15 protein-coding genes are annotated in these 16,180 nt (G+C 73.1%); 7 read left to right on the top strand and 8 right to left on the bottom strand.

Annotated features, from left to right (window positions below):
* Positions 1-37 precede the first annotated feature (37 nt).
* From K4B79_RS30725 to K4B79_RS30715, 3 genes are all read left to right on the top strand, one after another.
* Positions 38-895 carry an AAA family ATPase gene (locus K4B79_RS30725; protein ID WP_232030544.1) on the top strand — a complete coding sequence of 286 codons (858 nt, stop codon included), beginning with the start codon at positions 38-40 and terminating at the stop codon, positions 893-895.
* Positions 892-2,250 carry a vWA domain-containing protein gene (locus K4B79_RS30720; protein ID WP_232030460.1) on the top strand — a complete coding sequence of 453 codons (1,359 nt, stop codon included), beginning with the start codon at positions 892-894 and terminating at the stop codon, positions 2,248-2,250. The genes K4B79_RS30725 and K4B79_RS30720 overlap by 4 nt, the downstream gene beginning before the upstream one ends.
* A 162-nt stretch (positions 2,251-2,412) precedes the next feature.
* Entirely contained in the window at positions 2,413-3,387 is a 975-nt protein-coding gene (locus K4B79_RS30715) for an NAD(P)-dependent alcohol dehydrogenase (protein ID WP_232030458.1), read from the top strand.
* 19 nt (positions 3,388-3,406) lie between these two features.
* Here K4B79_RS30715 and K4B79_RS30710 read toward each other — a convergent pair whose 3' ends face one another.
* The 5 genes from K4B79_RS30710 to K4B79_RS30690 all read right to left on the bottom strand — a co-directional run bounded on the left by K4B79_RS30710 (position 3,407) and on the right by K4B79_RS30690 (position 6,596).
* Positions 3,407-3,817 (bottom strand): VOC family protein, encoded by a 411-nt coding sequence (locus K4B79_RS30710; protein WP_232030456.1) that lies wholly within the window; start codon positions 3,815-3,817, stop codon positions 3,407-3,409.
* 88 nt (positions 3,818-3,905) lie between these two features.
* Positions 3,906-4,313: a helix-turn-helix domain-containing protein gene (locus K4B79_RS30705; protein WP_232030454.1), complete on the bottom strand. Its 408-nt coding sequence runs from the start codon at positions 4,311-4,313 to the stop codon at positions 3,906-3,908.
* A gap of 77 nt (positions 4,314-4,390) precedes the next feature.
* Positions 4,391-4,753: a cupin domain-containing protein gene (locus K4B79_RS30700; protein ID WP_232030452.1), complete on the bottom strand. Its 363-nt coding sequence runs from the start codon at positions 4,751-4,753 to the stop codon at positions 4,391-4,393.
* 155 nt (positions 4,754-4,908) lie between these two features.
* A complete protein-coding gene (locus K4B79_RS30695) occupies positions 4,909-5,886 on the bottom strand; it encodes a pyridoxal-phosphate dependent enzyme (RefSeq protein WP_232030450.1) in 978 nt (325 codons plus the stop codon).
* Positions 5,883-6,596 (bottom strand): helix-turn-helix transcriptional regulator, encoded by a 714-nt coding sequence (locus tag K4B79_RS30690; protein ID WP_232030448.1) that lies wholly within the window; start codon positions 6,594-6,596, stop codon positions 5,883-5,885. The genes K4B79_RS30695 and K4B79_RS30690 overlap by 4 nt, the downstream gene beginning before the upstream one ends.
* A gap of 251 nt (positions 6,597-6,847) precedes the next feature.
* On the opposite strand from K4B79_RS30690, the gene K4B79_RS30685 reads away from it, so the two are divergent.
* The 4 genes from K4B79_RS30685 to K4B79_RS30670 all read left to right on the top strand — a co-directional run bounded on the left by K4B79_RS30685 (position 6,848) and on the right by K4B79_RS30670 (position 13,448).
* Positions 6,848-7,987, top strand: coding sequence for an MFS transporter (locus K4B79_RS30685; protein WP_232030542.1), 1,140 nt, complete (start codon positions 6,848-6,850; stop codon positions 7,985-7,987).
* A 118-nt stretch (positions 7,988-8,105) separates the two neighbouring features.
* Positions 8,106-9,869, top strand: a complete 1,764-nt coding sequence (locus K4B79_RS30680) for a glycoside hydrolase family 35 protein (RefSeq protein ID WP_232030446.1) — start codon at positions 8,106-8,108, stop codon at positions 9,867-9,869.
* On the top strand, positions 9,866-12,250 hold the full coding sequence (locus tag K4B79_RS30675) for a beta-galactosidase (RefSeq protein WP_232030444.1): 2,385 nt from the start codon (positions 9,866-9,868) through the stop codon (positions 12,248-12,250). Before K4B79_RS30680 ends, K4B79_RS30675 begins: the two co-directional genes overlap by 4 nt.
* Positions 12,251-12,359: 109 nt before the next feature.
* Positions 12,360-13,448, top strand: a complete 1,089-nt coding sequence (locus K4B79_RS30670; RefSeq protein WP_232030442.1) for a LacI family DNA-binding transcriptional regulator — start codon at positions 12,360-12,362, stop codon at positions 13,446-13,448.
* Here the strand turns inward: K4B79_RS30670 and paaE are convergent.
* The 3 genes from paaE to paaC form a co-directional block, all read right to left on the bottom strand.
* Positions 13,436-14,602, bottom strand: a complete 1,167-nt coding sequence (paaE, locus tag K4B79_RS30665) for a 1,2-phenylacetyl-CoA epoxidase subunit PaaE (protein ID WP_374208528.1) — start codon at positions 14,600-14,602, stop codon at positions 13,436-13,438. The two genes, K4B79_RS30670 and paaE, sit on opposite strands and share 13 nt — an antisense overlap.
* A 236-nt stretch (positions 14,603-14,838) precedes the next feature.
* Positions 14,839-15,354 carry a 1,2-phenylacetyl-CoA epoxidase subunit PaaD gene (paaD, locus tag K4B79_RS30660; protein ID WP_232030439.1) on the bottom strand — a complete coding sequence of 172 codons (516 nt, stop codon included), beginning with the start codon at positions 15,352-15,354 and terminating at the stop codon, positions 14,839-14,841.
* Positions 15,348-16,175 carry a 1,2-phenylacetyl-CoA epoxidase subunit PaaC gene (paaC, locus tag K4B79_RS30655; RefSeq protein ID WP_232030437.1) on the bottom strand — a complete coding sequence of 276 codons (828 nt, stop codon included), beginning with the start codon at positions 16,173-16,175 and terminating at the stop codon, positions 15,348-15,350. Before paaC ends, paaD begins: the two co-directional genes overlap by 7 nt.
* Positions 16,176-16,180: the final 5 nt, after the last annotated feature.

The raw sequence follows: 16,180 nt of genomic DNA, 5'->3' as shown, positions 1-16,180 counted from the left end.
GTACGACCGTGTCCCCGCCGACCTGGAGGCCCCGTTGCTGTTCACATCCGTCGACGACGTCTCCGCGCGCCTCGCCGAGACCGGCTACCTCGCCTCCCCCGCGGTCGCCACGACCGTCTTCCTCGCCGACCGCCTGGGCAAGCCGCTGCTGGTCGAGGGCCCGGCCGGGGTGGGCAAGACCGAACTCGCCAAGGCGGTGGCCGAGGTGGCGCGGGCACGGCTGGTCCGCCTCCAGTGCTACGAGGGCGTGGACGAGTCCCGGGCACTGTACGAGTGGAACCACGCCAAGCAGCTCCTGCGCATCAGCGCGGGCCGGGACGAGAGCTGGGACGAGGCCCGCACGGACATCTTCAGCGAGGAGTTCCTGCTCTCCCGTCCGCTGCTGACCGCGATCCGCGGCGACGAGCCGAAGGTGCTGCTGATCGACGAGACCGACAAGGCGGACGTCGAGGTCGAGGGCCTGCTCCTGGAGGTGCTCAGCGACTTCCAGGTCACCGTCCCCGAGCTGGGCACCATCTCCGCGACCCGCCGCCCCTTCGTGGTGCTCACCTCGAACGCGAGCCGCGAGCTGTCCGAGGCCCTGCGCCGCCGCTGTCTGTTCCTCCACATCGGCTTCCCCGAGGAGGAGTTGGAGCGCCGGATCGTACGGCTGAGGGTGCCCGGGCTCGACGCGACGCTGGCCGAGTCCGTGGTGCGGGTGGTCGGGGCGCTGCGCGCCATGGACCTGCGCAAGGTGCCGTCGGTGGCCGAGACCATCGACTGGGCCCGCACGCTCCTGGCCCTCGGCGCCGACACCCTGGACGAGACCGTCGTACGGGACACCCTGGGCGTGCTCCTCAAGCATCAGGACGACGTCCTCAAGGCCGGGGCCAAGCTGGATCTGGGGTCGCTGTGAGCGCACCGGCCGGTGTCGCGGAGCGGCTGACGTCGCTGGTCGCGGCGCTGCGCGCGCACGGCGTCCGCGTCGGCACCGGCGAGACCGTCGACGCCGCCCAGGCGATGGAGGCGCTGGGTCTCGCCGACCGGGAACGGCTGCGCGAGGGGCTGGCCGCGACGCTGCTGCACGGCACGGCCCAGCGGCCGGTGTTCGACCCGGTCTTCGACCTGTACTTTCCGCGAGCCGTCGGCGGGCCCGGGTCGCAGCCCGCGGACCGGGACGAGCTGCGCGACCGGCTGGCGGCCGCGCTCGCCGACGACGACGCGGCGCTGCTGGCCCGGCTGGCCGCCGAGGCGGTCGACGGCTTCGGCGGATACGGATCCTCGCCGGCCTCGGACGGCTGGTCGTCGCACCAGGCCCTGGACCGGCTGCGCCCGCAGACGCTGCTGGCCCGGGTCCGCGACGACGTCCGGGCGCGGGGCGGCGGTTCGGGCTTCGCCGACCGGCTGCTGGAGGACGAGATCCGGCGGCGCATCGAGTCGTTCCGCCGGATGGTGGGCGCGGAGGCGCGGCGCCGGGTGGCCGAGCGGCGCGGGCGGGACGAGATCGCCCGGCGGGCGGTGGCCCCGACGGCGGACCGGGTGGACTTCCTGTTCGCGGGCCGGGACCGGCTGGCCGAGCTGCGCAGGACGGTGCAGCCGCTCGCGCGCAAGCTCGCCACCCGGTTGGCGGCCCGCCGGCGCCGGGCCGCCCGCGGCAGCATCGATCTGCGCCGCACCCTGCGCGGTTCGCTGTCCACGGGCGGGGTGCCCATGCGGCCGGTGCTGCGCCGACGCCGTCCGGCGCGTCCCGAACTGGTGCTGCTGTGCGATGTGTCCGGCTCGGTGTCGGGGTTCTCCGACTTCACGATGCTGCTGGTGCAGGCGCTGCACGACCAGTTCAGCAAGGTGCGCGTCTTCGCCTTCGTCAACCGGATCGACGAGGTGACCCCGCTGCTCGCGCACGGCGCCGCCGACCCGGAGGGGCTCGGCGCGCGGATCAGGTCCGAGGCGACCCTCACGGGCTGGCACGGCAGCAGCGACTACGGCGTGGCCCTGGGCGAGTTCGCCGAACGCCACGGCGACGCGGTGGGCCCGCGCACGACCGTGTTCGTCCTCGGCGACGCCCGGACGAACATGAGCGACCCGAACCTGCCGGCCGTCCGGCAGCTCGCCGAACGCGCCCGCCGTGTCTACTGGTTGAACCCGGAGGCGCGCGCCCAGTGGGGTACGGGCGACTCGGCGGCGCCCGACTACGCCGACCTGGTCGAGATGTTCGAGTGCCGCAACGCCCGGCAGCTCAGCGCCCTGGTCGGACGCCTGCTGCCGGTCTGACCGCGAGGACCGGACCCGGTTCGGGACCGGTGGACTCCTTCCGGAGGAGACCGGTGGCTCCACTCGGAGAGGACCGGTGACTCCTCCCGGAGAAGTAGGGCTTGTCCCCGATGTCCCTACCGCCGTGCCGCCTCTACGCTCCGTTCAACGGAGGGGGAACCCATGAAGGCAGTGGTCCAGGACCGGTACGGCTCGGCGGACACGCTGGAGTTCCGGGACGTCGACCGGCCGGTGCCCGGTGCGGGCGAGGTTCTGGTGCGGGTCCGGGCGGCGGCGGTCAACGCCTACGACTGGCACCTCATGCGCGGCGACCCGAGGATCGCCCGCCTGGCGCTCGGGCTGCGCGCCCCCCGGGCGAAGATCCGGGGCCGGGACTTCGCCGGCGTGGTGGAGGCGGTCGGCGGCGGCGTCACGGGACTGCGGCCGGGCGAGGAGGTGTACGGCGAGGCCGACGGGGCGTTCGCGGAGTACGTGTGCGCCCGGGACGGCATGGTGGGTCCGAAACCGTCCGGCCTCACCTTCGAGCAGGCGGCGGCGATGCCCCTGGCCGCGAACACCGCGCTGATCGGCCTGCGGGACGTGGCGCGGCTGCGGGCGGGGCAGTCGGTCCTGGTGAACGGGGCGTCGGGCGGTGTGGGCACGTTCGCCGTCCAGCTCGCCAAGGTCTACGGGGCCGAGGTGACCGGTGTGTGCAGCACCCGGAACGTCGACCTCGTCCGCTCCCTCGGCGCGGACCGCGTCCTCGACTACACCCGGGAGGACTTCACCCGGGCGGGGCACCGGTACGACGTCGTGCTGGACCTGGTGGGCAACCGCTCGCTGGGCGAGTTCCGGCGCGCGCTCACCCCCACCGGCACGCTGGTGCTGTCCGGTGGGGGCATGTACGAGGGCGGCAGCCTCATCGGGCCGATGGGGCTGTTCTTCAAGCGGCGGCTGGTCTCCCCCTTCGTGCGCCAGCGGCTGCTCGAACTCCCGGCCAAGGCGAGCAAGCGGAATCTCGCGGTCCTGCGCGAGTTCGCGGAGGCTGGGAAGATCGCCCCCGTCATCGAGCGGACGTATCCCCTCGGCGAGGCGGCCGAGGCGATCCGTCACCTGGAGGTGGCGCACGCACGCGCGAAGATCGTCGTGACCGTGTGAGGCGGATGCGGCACCGAGGTCAGGCGCTCGGCTGGGTGAACCGGATGTTGTTGCCGAAGGGGTCGCGCAGGCCGCAGTCGATCCCGTAGGGGCGCTCGGTGGGCTCCTCGGTGAACTCGACCCCCTTGCCCCGCAGCGTCTCGTACGTCTTGCGGCAGTCCTCCGTGCTGAAGATGAGGTGCCCGCCCATCGCCCCCTTCGTCAGCAACGCGCGGACCTGCTCCGCGGTCTCCTCGGACATCGCCGGCGGCCCCGGCTTCTCCAGCAGGATCTGCCGCTCCGGGTGGCCGGGCACATGGACGGTCAGCCAGCGCATGAAGCCGAGGTCGACATCGGCGTTGACCTCCAGCCCGAGCTTGCCGACGTAGAAGTCGAGGGCCTCGTCCTGATCCAGGACGTAGATCTGCGAATGCGTGATGGCGGTGAACATGCTCCTCACGCTACCGAGCGGGGCGCTCGGAAACTTATCCAAAACTGCTCGGTCGCCGGACGGTTCGGGTCACCTCAGGTCGATCAGGTCACCTCGGGTCGGTCACAGGGCAGGCGTACGGCCGCGTCCACGCCATCGTGAAGCACGTGGGCACGGCCACGGCCGTCGTTCCCCGCACCTCCTGTGCTTCCTTCGCCCCCTTGCGGTACTCCCGCGGCGACCGGCCCACGATGTCGCGGAACGTGCGGCTGAAGGTCCCCGGGCTGGCGAAACCGACCTCGAAGCAGATGTCGGTGACGCTCCGGTCGGTCTCGCGCAGCAGGAACATGGCGCGCTCGACGCGGCGGCGTTGGAGGTAGCGGTGCGGGGTCTCTCCGAAGGTGGCGCGGAAGGTGCGGGTGAAGTGCGCCTGGGACACATGGGCGATCCGGGCCAGTGCCGGGACGTCCAGCGGCTGGGCGTAGGAACGGTCCATGGCGTCCCGGGCACGCAGCATACGGCGGTTGGTGTCTTCGGAGGCACGGCTCACTGCACCATCTCACCACGGTTCGCAGACGGCCCCGAAGGCAGTGTTCAGTCGGCTTTCGCGTACTCCTGGGCCATGCCGCCCGCGAAGTCGTACACCACGACCTGTTCGTCGCCGACGACCCAGGCGTCGTGTCCGGACGGGCACACGAAGACGTCCCCGGGGCCCACTTCGCTCTCGCCGCCGTCGTTGTCCATCCGGATGTGCATACGGCCCTGGACGACATAGCCGTTGTGGTGGATCTCGCAGCTGTCCGTGCCCGCGATGGGGGCCACGGACTCCGACCAGCGCCAGCCCGGTTCGAAGGTGGCGACGGCGAAGTCCAGTCCGGTGAGGTGGACGGCTTCGAGATGCCCCCGGGGGAAATCGCGGCGCTCGTCCGGCTTGTCGAGTGTCTTCACCTCGATCATGAGGGTTCTTCCTTTCCGGCCGTGCTCGGTGCGGCCGGGGCCGGTCTCCGTCCCCCGCCCGTCGTGGGCGGTGCGGGCGGGGGCCGAGCCCCACCCCTCCATCGTCCGCCCGCCGGTACGGCACCGCCATTCGGGTGATAGCGGCCGGACCCGGATCAGGTACCGGCCCCGCAGATCCGCGCGAAGCGCTCGGCGTCGATGTTCCCGCCGGAGACGATCACACCGATCCGGGGCGGCAGGCCGCCGACCCGGCCGGAGAGCAGGGCGGCCAGCGGGGTCGCGCCGCTGGGCTCGACGACGATCTTCAGGCGCTCGAAGGCGAACCGCATCGCGTCCCGGATCTCGTCGTCCGAGACCAGCGCGATCTCGTCGACGAGCCGCTGGTTGACGGAGAAGGTCAGCTCTCCCGGGGTCTCCAGCGCCTGGCCGTCGGCGATGGTGCGGGGCACGGGGATCCTGACCCGGTGGCCCGCCTCCAGCGAGCGTCTGGTGTCGTCCCCGGCCTCGGGCTCGACACCGATCACACGGATCCCGGCGTCCAGGCCCTTGGCCGCGGTGGCACTGCCGGCGATGAGACCGCCGCCGCCCACCGGTGTCATCAGCGCGCCCAACTCCCCCGCCTCTTCGAGGAGTTCAAGGGCCGCGGTGCCCTGACCCGCCATGACGTGCGGGTGTTCGTACGGCGGGACGAGCGTGAGGTTCCGCTCGGCGGCGAGGGCTTCGCCGATGGCGACGCGGTCGCCGGTGTAGCGGTCGTACGTGACGATCTCGGCGCCGTAGCCTGCGGTGGCCGCCCGTTTCGAGGCCGGGGCGTCCTGCGGCATGACGATCACCGCGGTGGTGCCGAGCTCCCGGGCGGCCAGGGCGACGGCCTGGGCGTGGTTGCCGGAGGAGTAGGCGGCGATGCCCCGGGCCAGCTGTTCGGGGGTGAGCCGGGAGGCCGCGTTGTAGGCGCCGCGGAACTTGAAGGCCCCCACGCGCTGGAAGTTCTCGCACTTGAGGAGGACTTCGGCGCCGACCAGTTCGTCGAGCGTGCGCGAACGCAGGACGGGGGTGCGGTGGGCGACGCCCTTGAGCCGGGCGGCCGCGTCGCGGACGTCGTCGAGGGAGATCGGTGGGGTGGTGGTCGTCACGCGTGCCCTCCAGAGGAGTCGGAAGTGGAGTCGGTCGCTGTTGCTGCTCGTGCTCGGGACTGGGAGAGATAGCTGTACGCGGAGGCCCGGGAGATGCCGAGCCGGGCGGCCACCTGCTCGATCGCGCGACGCACCGCGAACACCCCGCGCTCGTCCAGGCCGCGGAACAGCTCCAGCCGTTCCGCGCGGTCGAGCGCCGCCCACGGCCGGTTCTGGTGGAGCTGGTGGGCGTCGAGCATCACGTCCACGACGGAGTCGATGTCGTTGCCGAAGGTGGTGACCGGCAGTTCGGCGGGGGGCCGGGCGATCCCGGCGAGGGAGCCGAGCAGGGTGTGGGCCTCGGTGACCGCGGAGACGTCGAGATTGACGCACAGCGCGCCGAACACCGCGCCCGTGGAGTCGCGCAGCACCATCGTGGACGACTTGACGATCCCTCCGGACGGGGTCCGGGTGAGGTAGTTCAGCTCGTCGGTCGCCTCCTGGCCGCGGGCGACCATCCGCAGGCCGATCTCGCTCATCGCCCCGCCCACGGTGCGCCCGGTCACCGAGCCGGCGATGGCGACCACCGACTGCTCCGGGCGCCGGTAGTCGTGGAGGACCACCTCGCACACCGGACCGAAGGTGGCCACGAGCCCTTCGAGGACCGGGGCCAGCGCGGCAAGGATCGCGTCCCGTTCGGCGTCCAGGACGGCGCCCGCATTACCCGCCACAGAACTTCTCCCCCTCCACCGACCTCTCCCGACCAGGACACCTAGACTACACGTCCAACTGCTGGACCAACAGTCCAGTTCCCTTTCGGATCCGTCCATGAATCCACCCCTGCCGGGGATCTTGACGGCCGTGATGTTACCGGTAACATCACAGCGTCGGATCGAAGGAGAGGTGCGCGGTGCAGGGGGAGAAACAGGGTGTCGACACCAGCGGCCCGCAGGCGCCCGCGCCCGTCGGGCCGTCCACCGCGGTGTTCAGTCCGGCCGCCGTGGTCGCGTCCTGCGTGGGCTTCGTGCTCATCGGGGCGCTCCAGGCCCTCTACGGGCCGGCCATCCCCGGGCTCCGGGAGGAGTTCGGGCTCACACCGTCGGCGGCGGGGCTCGGTCTGAGCGCCCACTTCGTCGGCGGGGTGGCCGGGGTGCTGCTGTTCGACCGGCTCTTCGGCCGGATCGGCAACCGGCGCATCCTCGGTGCCTCGTACCTGCTCATGGCGGTCGGCGCGGCGGGCTTCGCGCTCGCGCCGAACTGGCCGACCGCGCTGGCGGCGGCGCTGCTGGCCGGGCTCGGCTTCGGCGGTATCGACTACGGCCTCAACCAGCTGTTCGCGGTGGGCTTCGGGCGCCGGTCGGCCGCGATGCTGAACATCCTCAACGCCCACTTCGGCATCGGCGCGATCCTCGGCCCGGCGCTGATCGGCGTGGTCGGTTCCGCGCACTACCCGGCCGTGTTCCTGGGCTTCGCGCTCGTCAACCTGCCCCTGCTGCTGTGCCTCAAGGGCGTCCGCGACCGGGCGACGCAGCCGAGCGACGCGGCGGCCGCCGACGGCGGCGGGCGGGTCCTCGGCCGCAGCCTGGGCTCGGTGCTCGCGGTGTTCGTCGCGCTGTACGTGCTGCACGTCGGCATCGAGGCGGGCGTCGGCGGCTGGGAGCCCACACATCTGGAGACCGTCGGCTACGGCGCCGGCGTCGCCGCGACCGCCACCTCGGTGTACTGGCTGATGATGACCGTCGGCCGGTTCCTGGTCGCCCCGATCGCGCTGCGCTTCTCGGCGCAGGCCATCATCACGGTCTCCTGCGCGGGCATGACGGCCTGTCTGCTGCTGGCCTCGATACCGGCGCTCGCGCCGTACGCCTACGCCGGTGTCGGTCTGTTCATCGCCCCGATCTTCCCCACCGGGCTGCCCTGGCTGCACCGGGCGGCGCCGACCGCCCGCCGGGCCGGAGCCCTGGTCATCGCCGCGTCCATGGTCGGCGGTGTCGTCGCGGGCCCGGCGCTCGGCAAGGCCATCGAGGCGTCCGGGGTCCGCGCGGTACCGCTGCTGCTGGGCGGCGTCTCGGCGCTGTGTCTGGCCGCCACGCTCTGGCTGATCCGCGCCACGAGACGGCACTGAACCGGCCCCCTCCCCCATCCCGGCCGGTCACCCCCGATCCCCCGCTCCCGTCCCATCCGGCCACCCCGCTCAACCTCCTGGAACCAGGCCCCGCACCCCGACCCCGAAGGGAAGCCCCATGCCCGCTCTGACGACGACGTCCGACGGTTTCCTCCTGCACGGTGAGCCGTTCCGGATCATCTCCGGTGCCCTGCACTACTTCCGGGTCCACCCCGACCAGTGGACCGACCGGCTGCGCAAGGCCCGTCTGATGGGCCTCAACACGGTCGAGACGTACCTGCCGTGGAACCTCCACGAGCCCGAGCCCGGCACGCTCGTCCTCGACGGCCTGCTCGACCTGCCCCGCTTCCTGCGGCTGGCCCAGGACGAGGGCCTGCACGTCCTGCTGCGTCCGGGCCCGTACATCTGCGCCGAGTGGCACGGCGGCGGGCTGCCCGACTGGCTCGTCTCGGACCCCGACATCCGGCTGCGCACCAGCGACCCCCGCTTCACCGACGCCTTCGACCGCTACCTCGACCTGCTGTTGCCCCCGCTGCTCCCCCACCTCGCCGCGAACGGCGGCCCGGTGATCGCCGTCCAGGTGGAGAACGAGTACGGCGCCTACGGCGACGACACCGCATACCTCGCACACGTCGAAGAGGCCCTGCGGGCCCGTGGCGTCGAGGAGTTGCTGTTCACCTGCGACCAGGCCAACGCCAAGCACCTGTCCGCCGGCAGCCTGCCCGGCACCGTCAGCGGCGGCACCTTCGGCGGCCGGGTCGACGAACACCTGGCGGCACTGCGGGCGCACCGGCCCGAAGGCCCGCTGTTCTGCTCGGAGTTCTGGATCGGCTGGTTCGACCACTGGGGCGGCCCGCACCACACGCGGTCGGCGGAGAACGCCGCGGCCGACCTCGACAAGCTGCTGGCGGCGGGCGCCTCGGTCAACATCTACATGTTCCACGGCGGCACCAACTTCGGCTTCACCAACGGCGCCAACCACCACCACACCTACGCGCCCACCGTCACCTCCTACGACTACGACGCCGCGCTCACCGAGAGCGGCGACCCCGGCCCCAAGTACCACGCCTTCCGTGACGTCATCGCCCGGTACGCGCCGGTGCCCGACGAGCCCGCCCCGGCGCCGGGCCCCAAGCTCCCGCTCACCACGGTCGACCTGGACCGCCGCGCCCCGCTGCTGCCGCATCTGCGCACCCTGGACGGGGCGGTGCGCACCGAGGACCCGGTGACCATGGACGAACTCGGGGCGCCCACCGGGTACGCGCTCTACCGCGCCACCGTTCCGGCCGCGGGCGACGGTCTGCTGCACTTCGCGGGCGGGGTCGGCGACCGCGCGCAGGTCTTCGTGGACGGCGCCTCCGTGGGCGTACTGGAACGCGAACGCCACGACGAGACGCTGCCGGTGCGCGTCCCGTACGCCGGTGCCACGCTGGAGGTCCTGGTGGAGAACCAGGGCGGGGTCAACTACGGGCCGCGGATCGGCGCGCCCAAGGGGCTGCTGGGTCCGGTGTCGTTCCAGGGGACCGCCCTGCACGGCTGGGAGTGCCGGGCCGTTCCGCTGGACGATCTGGAGGCGCTGCCGTTCGAGCCGTCGGAGGCGGCCTCGGACGCCGTGCCCGCCTTCCACCGCGGGACGTTCGAGGTGGACACACCCGCCGACACCTTCCTGGCGCTGCCGGGCTGGACCAAGGGCCAGGCCTGGGTCAACGGCTTCCACCTGGGCCGCTACTGGAACCGCGGCCCTCAGCACACCCTGTACGTGCCGGGGCCGGTCCTGCGCCCGGGCGCCAACGACCTCGTCCTGCTGGAGCTGCACGCCACCACCGGCACACGCGCCCAGCTCGCCGACACGCCCGATCTCGGACCGGAGAACCACTCGTGACCCAGCCGCACCGACTGCGCGTACCGATCCCCGACCACGCGCCGGTGGCCGGGCACCTGCCCTTCGCCGACGCCCCCGGTGTGCCGGACCCGATCGAGATCAACAGCCGCCGGCTCTCCCGGGGCGGCCGCCCGTGGTTCCCGGTGTCCGGCGAGTTCCACTACTCCCGCTACCCGGCCGAGGAGTGGGAGGAGGAGCTGCTGAAGATGAAGGCGGGCGGCATCACGGCCGTCGCCAGTTACCTCATCTGGATCCACCACGAGGAGGTCGAGGGCCGCGTCCGCTTCGACGGCGACCGCGATGTGCGCCGCTTCGCCGAGCTGTGCGCCCGCCACGGCCTGGACTTCATCCCGCGCGTGGGCCCCTGGTCCCACGCGGAGGTCCGCAACGGCGGGCTGCCCGACTGGGTGCTGGCCCGCGACTGCGCGCCGCGCACCGACGACCCGGCCTACCTGGACGCCGTACGGCCGTGGTTCGCGGCGATCGCCGAGCAACTGCGCGGTCTCGACCGGGCGCACGGCGGCCCGATCGTGGCGATCCAGATCGAGAACGAGCTGTACGACCAGCCCGGCCATCTGCTCACCCTGAAGCGCATGGCCCAACAGGCCGGGATGAGCGCCCCGTTGTGGACGTCGACCGCCTGGGGCGGGGTCCAACTCCCGCCGGACGAGCTGGTTCCGCTGTACGGCGGGTACACCGAGACGTTCTGGACCGAGGCGGACGGCGGCTGGCCCGACACCTGTCGCAAGCACTTCTTCTTCACCCACCAGCGCGACGACGAGGGCATCGGCGCCGACCTCAGACCGACCACCGTGCGGGGCGGCGAGCCGGACGCCTTCGCGGACCGCTTCCCCTGGGCCACCTGCGAGTTGGGCGGCGGCATGGCGGTGTCGTACCACCGACGGCCACGGGTCGAGGCCGCCGACATCGGCGCACTGGGCCTCACCAAGATCGGCTGCGGTTCGGTCTGGCAGGGCTTCTACATGTTCCACGGCGGCACCAACCCCGCCGGGGAGCTCACCACCCTCCAGGAGTCCCACGCCACCGGCTATCCCAACGACCTGCCGGTCCTGACGTACGACTTCCAGGCCCCGCTCGGCGAGTACGGCCAGTACCGGCCGACCTACCACGAACTGCGCCTCCAGCACCTGCTGTTGGCGGACTTCGGGGACCGTATCGCCCCGATGGACTCGGTCCTGCCCGAGCGGCGGCCGGCCGGGCAGGACGACCGGGAGACCTTGCGGTGGGCGGTGCGCACCGACGGCGTCTCGGGGTTCCTGTTCGTCAACAACCACCAGCCGCACGAACCGCTGCCGGACCACCCGGACACGGTGTTCACGGTCGAATTCCCGGACGGTTCCGAGGCGTTGACGCTGCCGAGCGCCCCGGTCACCGTGCCGAGCGGCTCCTACTTCTCCTGGCCGCTGCGGCTCGACGTGGCGGGTCTGCGGCTGGAGTGGGCCAGCGCCCAGCCGGTGTGCACGGTCGAGGTCGACGGCCGTACGGTGCTCGTACTGGCGGCGACCGACGGCATCGTGCCCGAACTCGCCCTGGACGCGGCGACGGTGGCGTCCGTGAGCGTGCCGTCCGGCGATCTCACCCCGGTGGACGGCCGGGTGCTGGTGACCGGGCTGCGGCCCGGTACCGACTGCCTGGTCGAGGTGGACACGGCCGAGGGCGGCCGGGTGGGGCTGCTGGTCCTGGACGCGGCGACCGCCCGTACCGCCTACCGGGGCGAGGCGTGGGGCGCCGAGCGGCTGGTGCTGAGCGAGGCGGGTGTGGTCTTCGACCGCGAGGAGGTACGGCTGCACGCGGCGGACGGGCCGGTGTCGTTCGCGGTGCTGCCCGCTCCGGACCGGGCACAGGTGGTGGATGGCACGGCGGTGGCCGGGGCGGCCGACGGCGTCTTCACACGGTACGCGGTGCAGGACGGACCCGGGGCCGGGGAGGCCCTCGCCGAGGTCACCTCGGTCCGCCCCGCCGGACCGGCTCCGGAGCCCGTGACCGGCGTGCAGGGGCGGGCGAGCGCTCCCGCGGAGAAGTACTTCGACAGCGTGGCCGCCGAGTACCGCGTCGAGGTGCCGGACGACCTGCCCGCGGGGACCCTGCTGCGTCTGCACTGGACCGGTGACGTGGGCCGGGCGTACGTCGGGGAGACGCTGGTCGCCGACCAGTTCTTCTCGGGGCGGGTCTGGGACATCGGCCCGGACCGGCTGCCCGCCGACGCGCCGCGCGCCGAGGGGCTGCGGCTGCGGATCCTGCCCCTGCACCCCGACGCCCGGGCGTACGTGCCGGAGCCGGTGGGCACCGCCGGGCGGACGGCCGAGGTGCTGCGCGCCGAGTGGATCACGAACCGCCGGTGGTCGGTCCGGGCCGGCTGAGCCCGCCGTGCGGGGCCCGGCACCCCGGGTCCCGCACGGCGTCCCGCCTATGCTGTGGTCCTGCCGGGCGGGACCGGACCGCCGCACCGATGCCGAGGACACAGCCATCATGACCCCAAGCGCCACCGGCGGAGCCGTTCCGAAGGGGCGCAGCAGACGGAACTTCGCGGGGGCGCGCCCCGTGATGGACGACGTGGCCCGGCTGGCCGGCGTCTCCAAGCAGACCGTCTCCCGCGTGCTGAACGACCATCCGTCCGTCCGCGCCGAGACGCGCGCGGCGGTCCTGGAGGCCATGCGCACGCTCGGCTACCGGCCCAGCCGCAGTGCCAGGTCCCTGGCCAGCGGGCGGACCCGGATGCTCGGCGTCATCTCCTTCGACGCCGCCCGCTACGGGCCCGCCTCGATCCTCACCGCGATCAACACCGCCGCGCAGGAGGCCGGTTACCTGGTCAGTTCCATCGCCCTGGACACCGCCGACCACGACACCGTGGTGGAGGCCGTGGACCGGCTGTCGGCCGAGGGCGCCGACGGGGTGATCGCCATCGCCCCGCAGCTGTGGGTGGGCCGGGCGCTGGCCGACACCTCCCTGGACACACCGCTGGTGGTCCTGGAGAACGGCCGTGACGCGGAGACCCAGCTGGCCACGGGCGACTCACGGGCCGGGGCCCGCAAGGCGACCGAACATCTGCTGGGGCTCGGCCACGCGACCGTGTGGCACCTCGCGGGCCCGACCGGCTGGACCTCCGCCGAACACCGCCTGACCAGCTGGCGGTCCACACTGCGGACGGCGGGCGTCGAGATCCCCGAGCCGCTCGTCGGCGACTGGAGTGCCGGGTCCGGCTACGACCTGGGCCGCCGTCTGGCCGCGCGCCCGGACGTGACGGCGGTGTTCGTCTCCAACGACCAGATGGCCCTGGGTGTCCTGCACGCCCTGCACGAGGCGGGCCGCTCGGTGCCCGATGACGTCAGCGTCGTCGGCTACGACGACATCCCGGAGGCGGCCCACTTCCTGCCGCCACTGACCACGGTGCGCACCGACTTCGCGGAGATCGGCACCCGCTCGCTGCGGCTGCTGCTGAACCGGATCGACGGCTCCCCCGAGCCGCCCCGGCCCGAGTCGCTGGTCCCGGTGGACCTGGTCGTCCGGGGCAGCAGCGGGCCCGCGCCCACGGCACCGGGGCCTGCTCAGCTGTCGTAGTCGACGCTCAGCGTCTCGGAGACCGGGTACGACTGGCAGGTCAGGACGTAGCCCGCGTCGACCTCGGCCGCTTCGAGGGCGAAGTTGCGCCGCATGTCCGCCTCGCCGTCGGTGACCAGGGCGCGGCAGGTGCCGCAGACACCGCCCTTGCAGGCGAAGGGCAGGTCGAGGCGGGTCTGCTGGGCGCCGTCGAGAATGCTGCGGCCGCGGGGCAGGGCGGAGGTGGTCGTACGGCCGTCGAGGGTGACGGTGACCTGGCTGACGGGTCCGTCGACGGCGGCCTCCTTGTGGTGGACCTCCCGCACGGGCTCGTCGTCCGCGTAAAACAGCTCCTGGTGGACGCGGTCCCCGGGCACGCCGAGATCGGCCAGGACCTGGCGGGCGTCGCGGACCATGCCGTGCGGGCCGCACAGCCACCAGTGGTCGGCGTTCTCGACGTCGACCAGGGAGCCGATGAGCAGGGAGAGCCGGTCCGCGTCCAGACGCCCGGAGAGCACCTCCGCCTCCCTGGGCTCACGGGACAGGACGTGCGCGAGCTGGAAGCGGGCCGGGTGGAGGTCCTTCAGGTCGGCCAGCTCGTCGGCGAACATCACCGTGTCGGTGCGGCGGTTGCCGTAAAACAGGGTGACCGTCGAGCGGGAGTCGGCGGACAGGACGGACTCGGCGATGGAGATCATGGGGGTGATGCCCGAGCCGGCCGCGATCAGCACGTGGTGACCTGGGGTGGTCAGGTCCGGGGTGAAGGCGCCGGTGGGGGCCATCACCTCGACCGTGTCACCGGGGCGCACCTCGTTGACCAGCCACGACGAGAACAGTCCGCCGGGCACCACCCGCACCCCGATGCGCGGTACCGCGCCGACGGGCGAGCAGATCGAGTACGAGCGGCGCTCGTCCCGTCCGTCGATCTCGCGCCGCAGGGTCAGCGACTGGCCCGGCGCGAAGGCGAACTCCGCGGCCAGGTCGTCCGGGATCTCGAAGCCGACGGCCGCCGCGTCCGCGCACAGCGGCTGGATTCCGGCGACGCGCAGCCGGTGGAAGGCAGGGCGACGGCGGGTGCGCGCGGGGACGGGCGCGGGGTTCAGGGTGGGCGGCTCGGCATCGGCCGAACCATCCGGGGTCGTTGAGGCGGAGGCAGCCGCGTCCCTCGCGGGCATGGCGTCGGCCGCAACCGAGACGTCCGGGGCGGCTGAGCTCTTCGGGGCCACCGCGTCCGGCGCGGCCGAACTGTGCCGGGCGGCCGAGGCAGCGGGGCTCGGGGCAGCCGAACCCATCGCAGGCATCGCGTCGCCAACGGCCGAGCCGTGCGGGACTTCCGAGCCCGTCGGAGTCACCGCATCCGGGGCCGGCACGCCGTTCGGGGCCGAGGTGGTCGCAGGGTTCGGGGCGGCCATCAGATCTCCTTGACGTACTCGAACGGCTCGCGGCAGGTGCGGCAGCGCCACAGGGCCTTGCAGGAGGTGGCGGCGAAGCGGGAGGTCTCCTCGGTGTCCGCGGAGCCGCAGCGGGGGCAGGCCACCGTGCGCCGGGTGGGTGACAGCACGAGTGGGAGCGGACCGGACGCCGGGCGGGGAGCGGCCCCGGGCGGGGCGATGCCGTGCTCGGTGAGCTTGCGGCGGCCCTGCGGGGTGATCCAGTCGGTGGTCCACGGCGGGTTCAGGACCGTGCGGATCTCCACGCGCGCGTATCCCGCCTCGCGCAGCCGGGCGGCGACGTCCGCGCGCATCTCGGCCATGGCCGGGCAGCCGGAGTAGGTCGGGGTCAGGCTCGCCACCACCGTGCCGTCCCCGGTCACCTCGACATCGCGCAGGACGCCCAGGTCGGCCAGGGTCAGCATGGGCAATTCGGGGTCCGGGACCTGCTCGGCGACGCGCCGGGCCCGCCGGACGTCCGTCAGGGTGGTCACCATGTCGCCTCCGGGTGGGCGCGGGCCACGCTCTGCAACTCGGCCAGCAGCGGGGCGAGATGCTCGGTGTGCTCGCCCTGCCGGCCGGATCCGGGCAGCGGCCGGTAGACCGGCATGGGCAGTCCGGCGGCCTCGACGACCTGGCGCAGGACCGCGACGACCTCGTCCCGCACGTCATAGGCGGTGAACAGCTCTCCGAAGTACGGGGCGACCTGCTCCAGCGCCTTGCGCGTCCGGCGGTGGGACTCCTCGGTGCCGTCGCCCAGGCGCACCGCCCATTCGGCGGCGTACTGGCGGTGGTAGGCCAGCTCCTTGACGCCCTTCGCGGCGATCGCCGACAGCACCGGGTCGGGGTGCGCGGCGAGCTGCTCGAAGTGGGCCAGCCGCCAGCTGGACAGCACCAGCAGCCGCACGACGGTGAACGCGAAGTCACCGTCCGGCAGTTCGGCCAGCCGTACGCAGCGGAACTCGCCGGCGTCCCGGAAGTAGGCGTAGGCGTCCTCGTCGCGGCCGGTGCCGTCGGCCTGGCCCGCTCGGGTGTAGAGCAGGCGGGCCTGGCCGAGGAGGTCGAGGCCGATGTTGGCGAGGGCGACCTCCTCCTCCAGTTCGGGCGCGCGGGTGGTCCACTCGGCGAGCCGCTGGGCCGAGACCAGGGCGTCGTCGGCCAACGCGACACACAGCGCGGCCAGTTCGGTCGCGTCGACGCCCTCGGGCACGGTGGTGTCCACGCCGTGCAGGGGGTCCTCGAAGCCGGTGCCGTACGCCCAGCGGGCGTCGTCCTCGTGGCCCTCGGCGAGGGTCAGGTAGACGTGGTCGTCGCTCACTGCCC

Source organism: Streptomyces lincolnensis (assembly GCF_021173675.1).
Taxonomy (GTDB): Bacteria; Actinomycetota; Actinomycetes; order Streptomycetales; family Streptomycetaceae; genus Streptomyces; species Streptomyces lincolnensis_B.
Note: the sequence above shows the minus strand (reverse complement) of the source record. Positions and strands in the feature narration are given on the sequence as shown.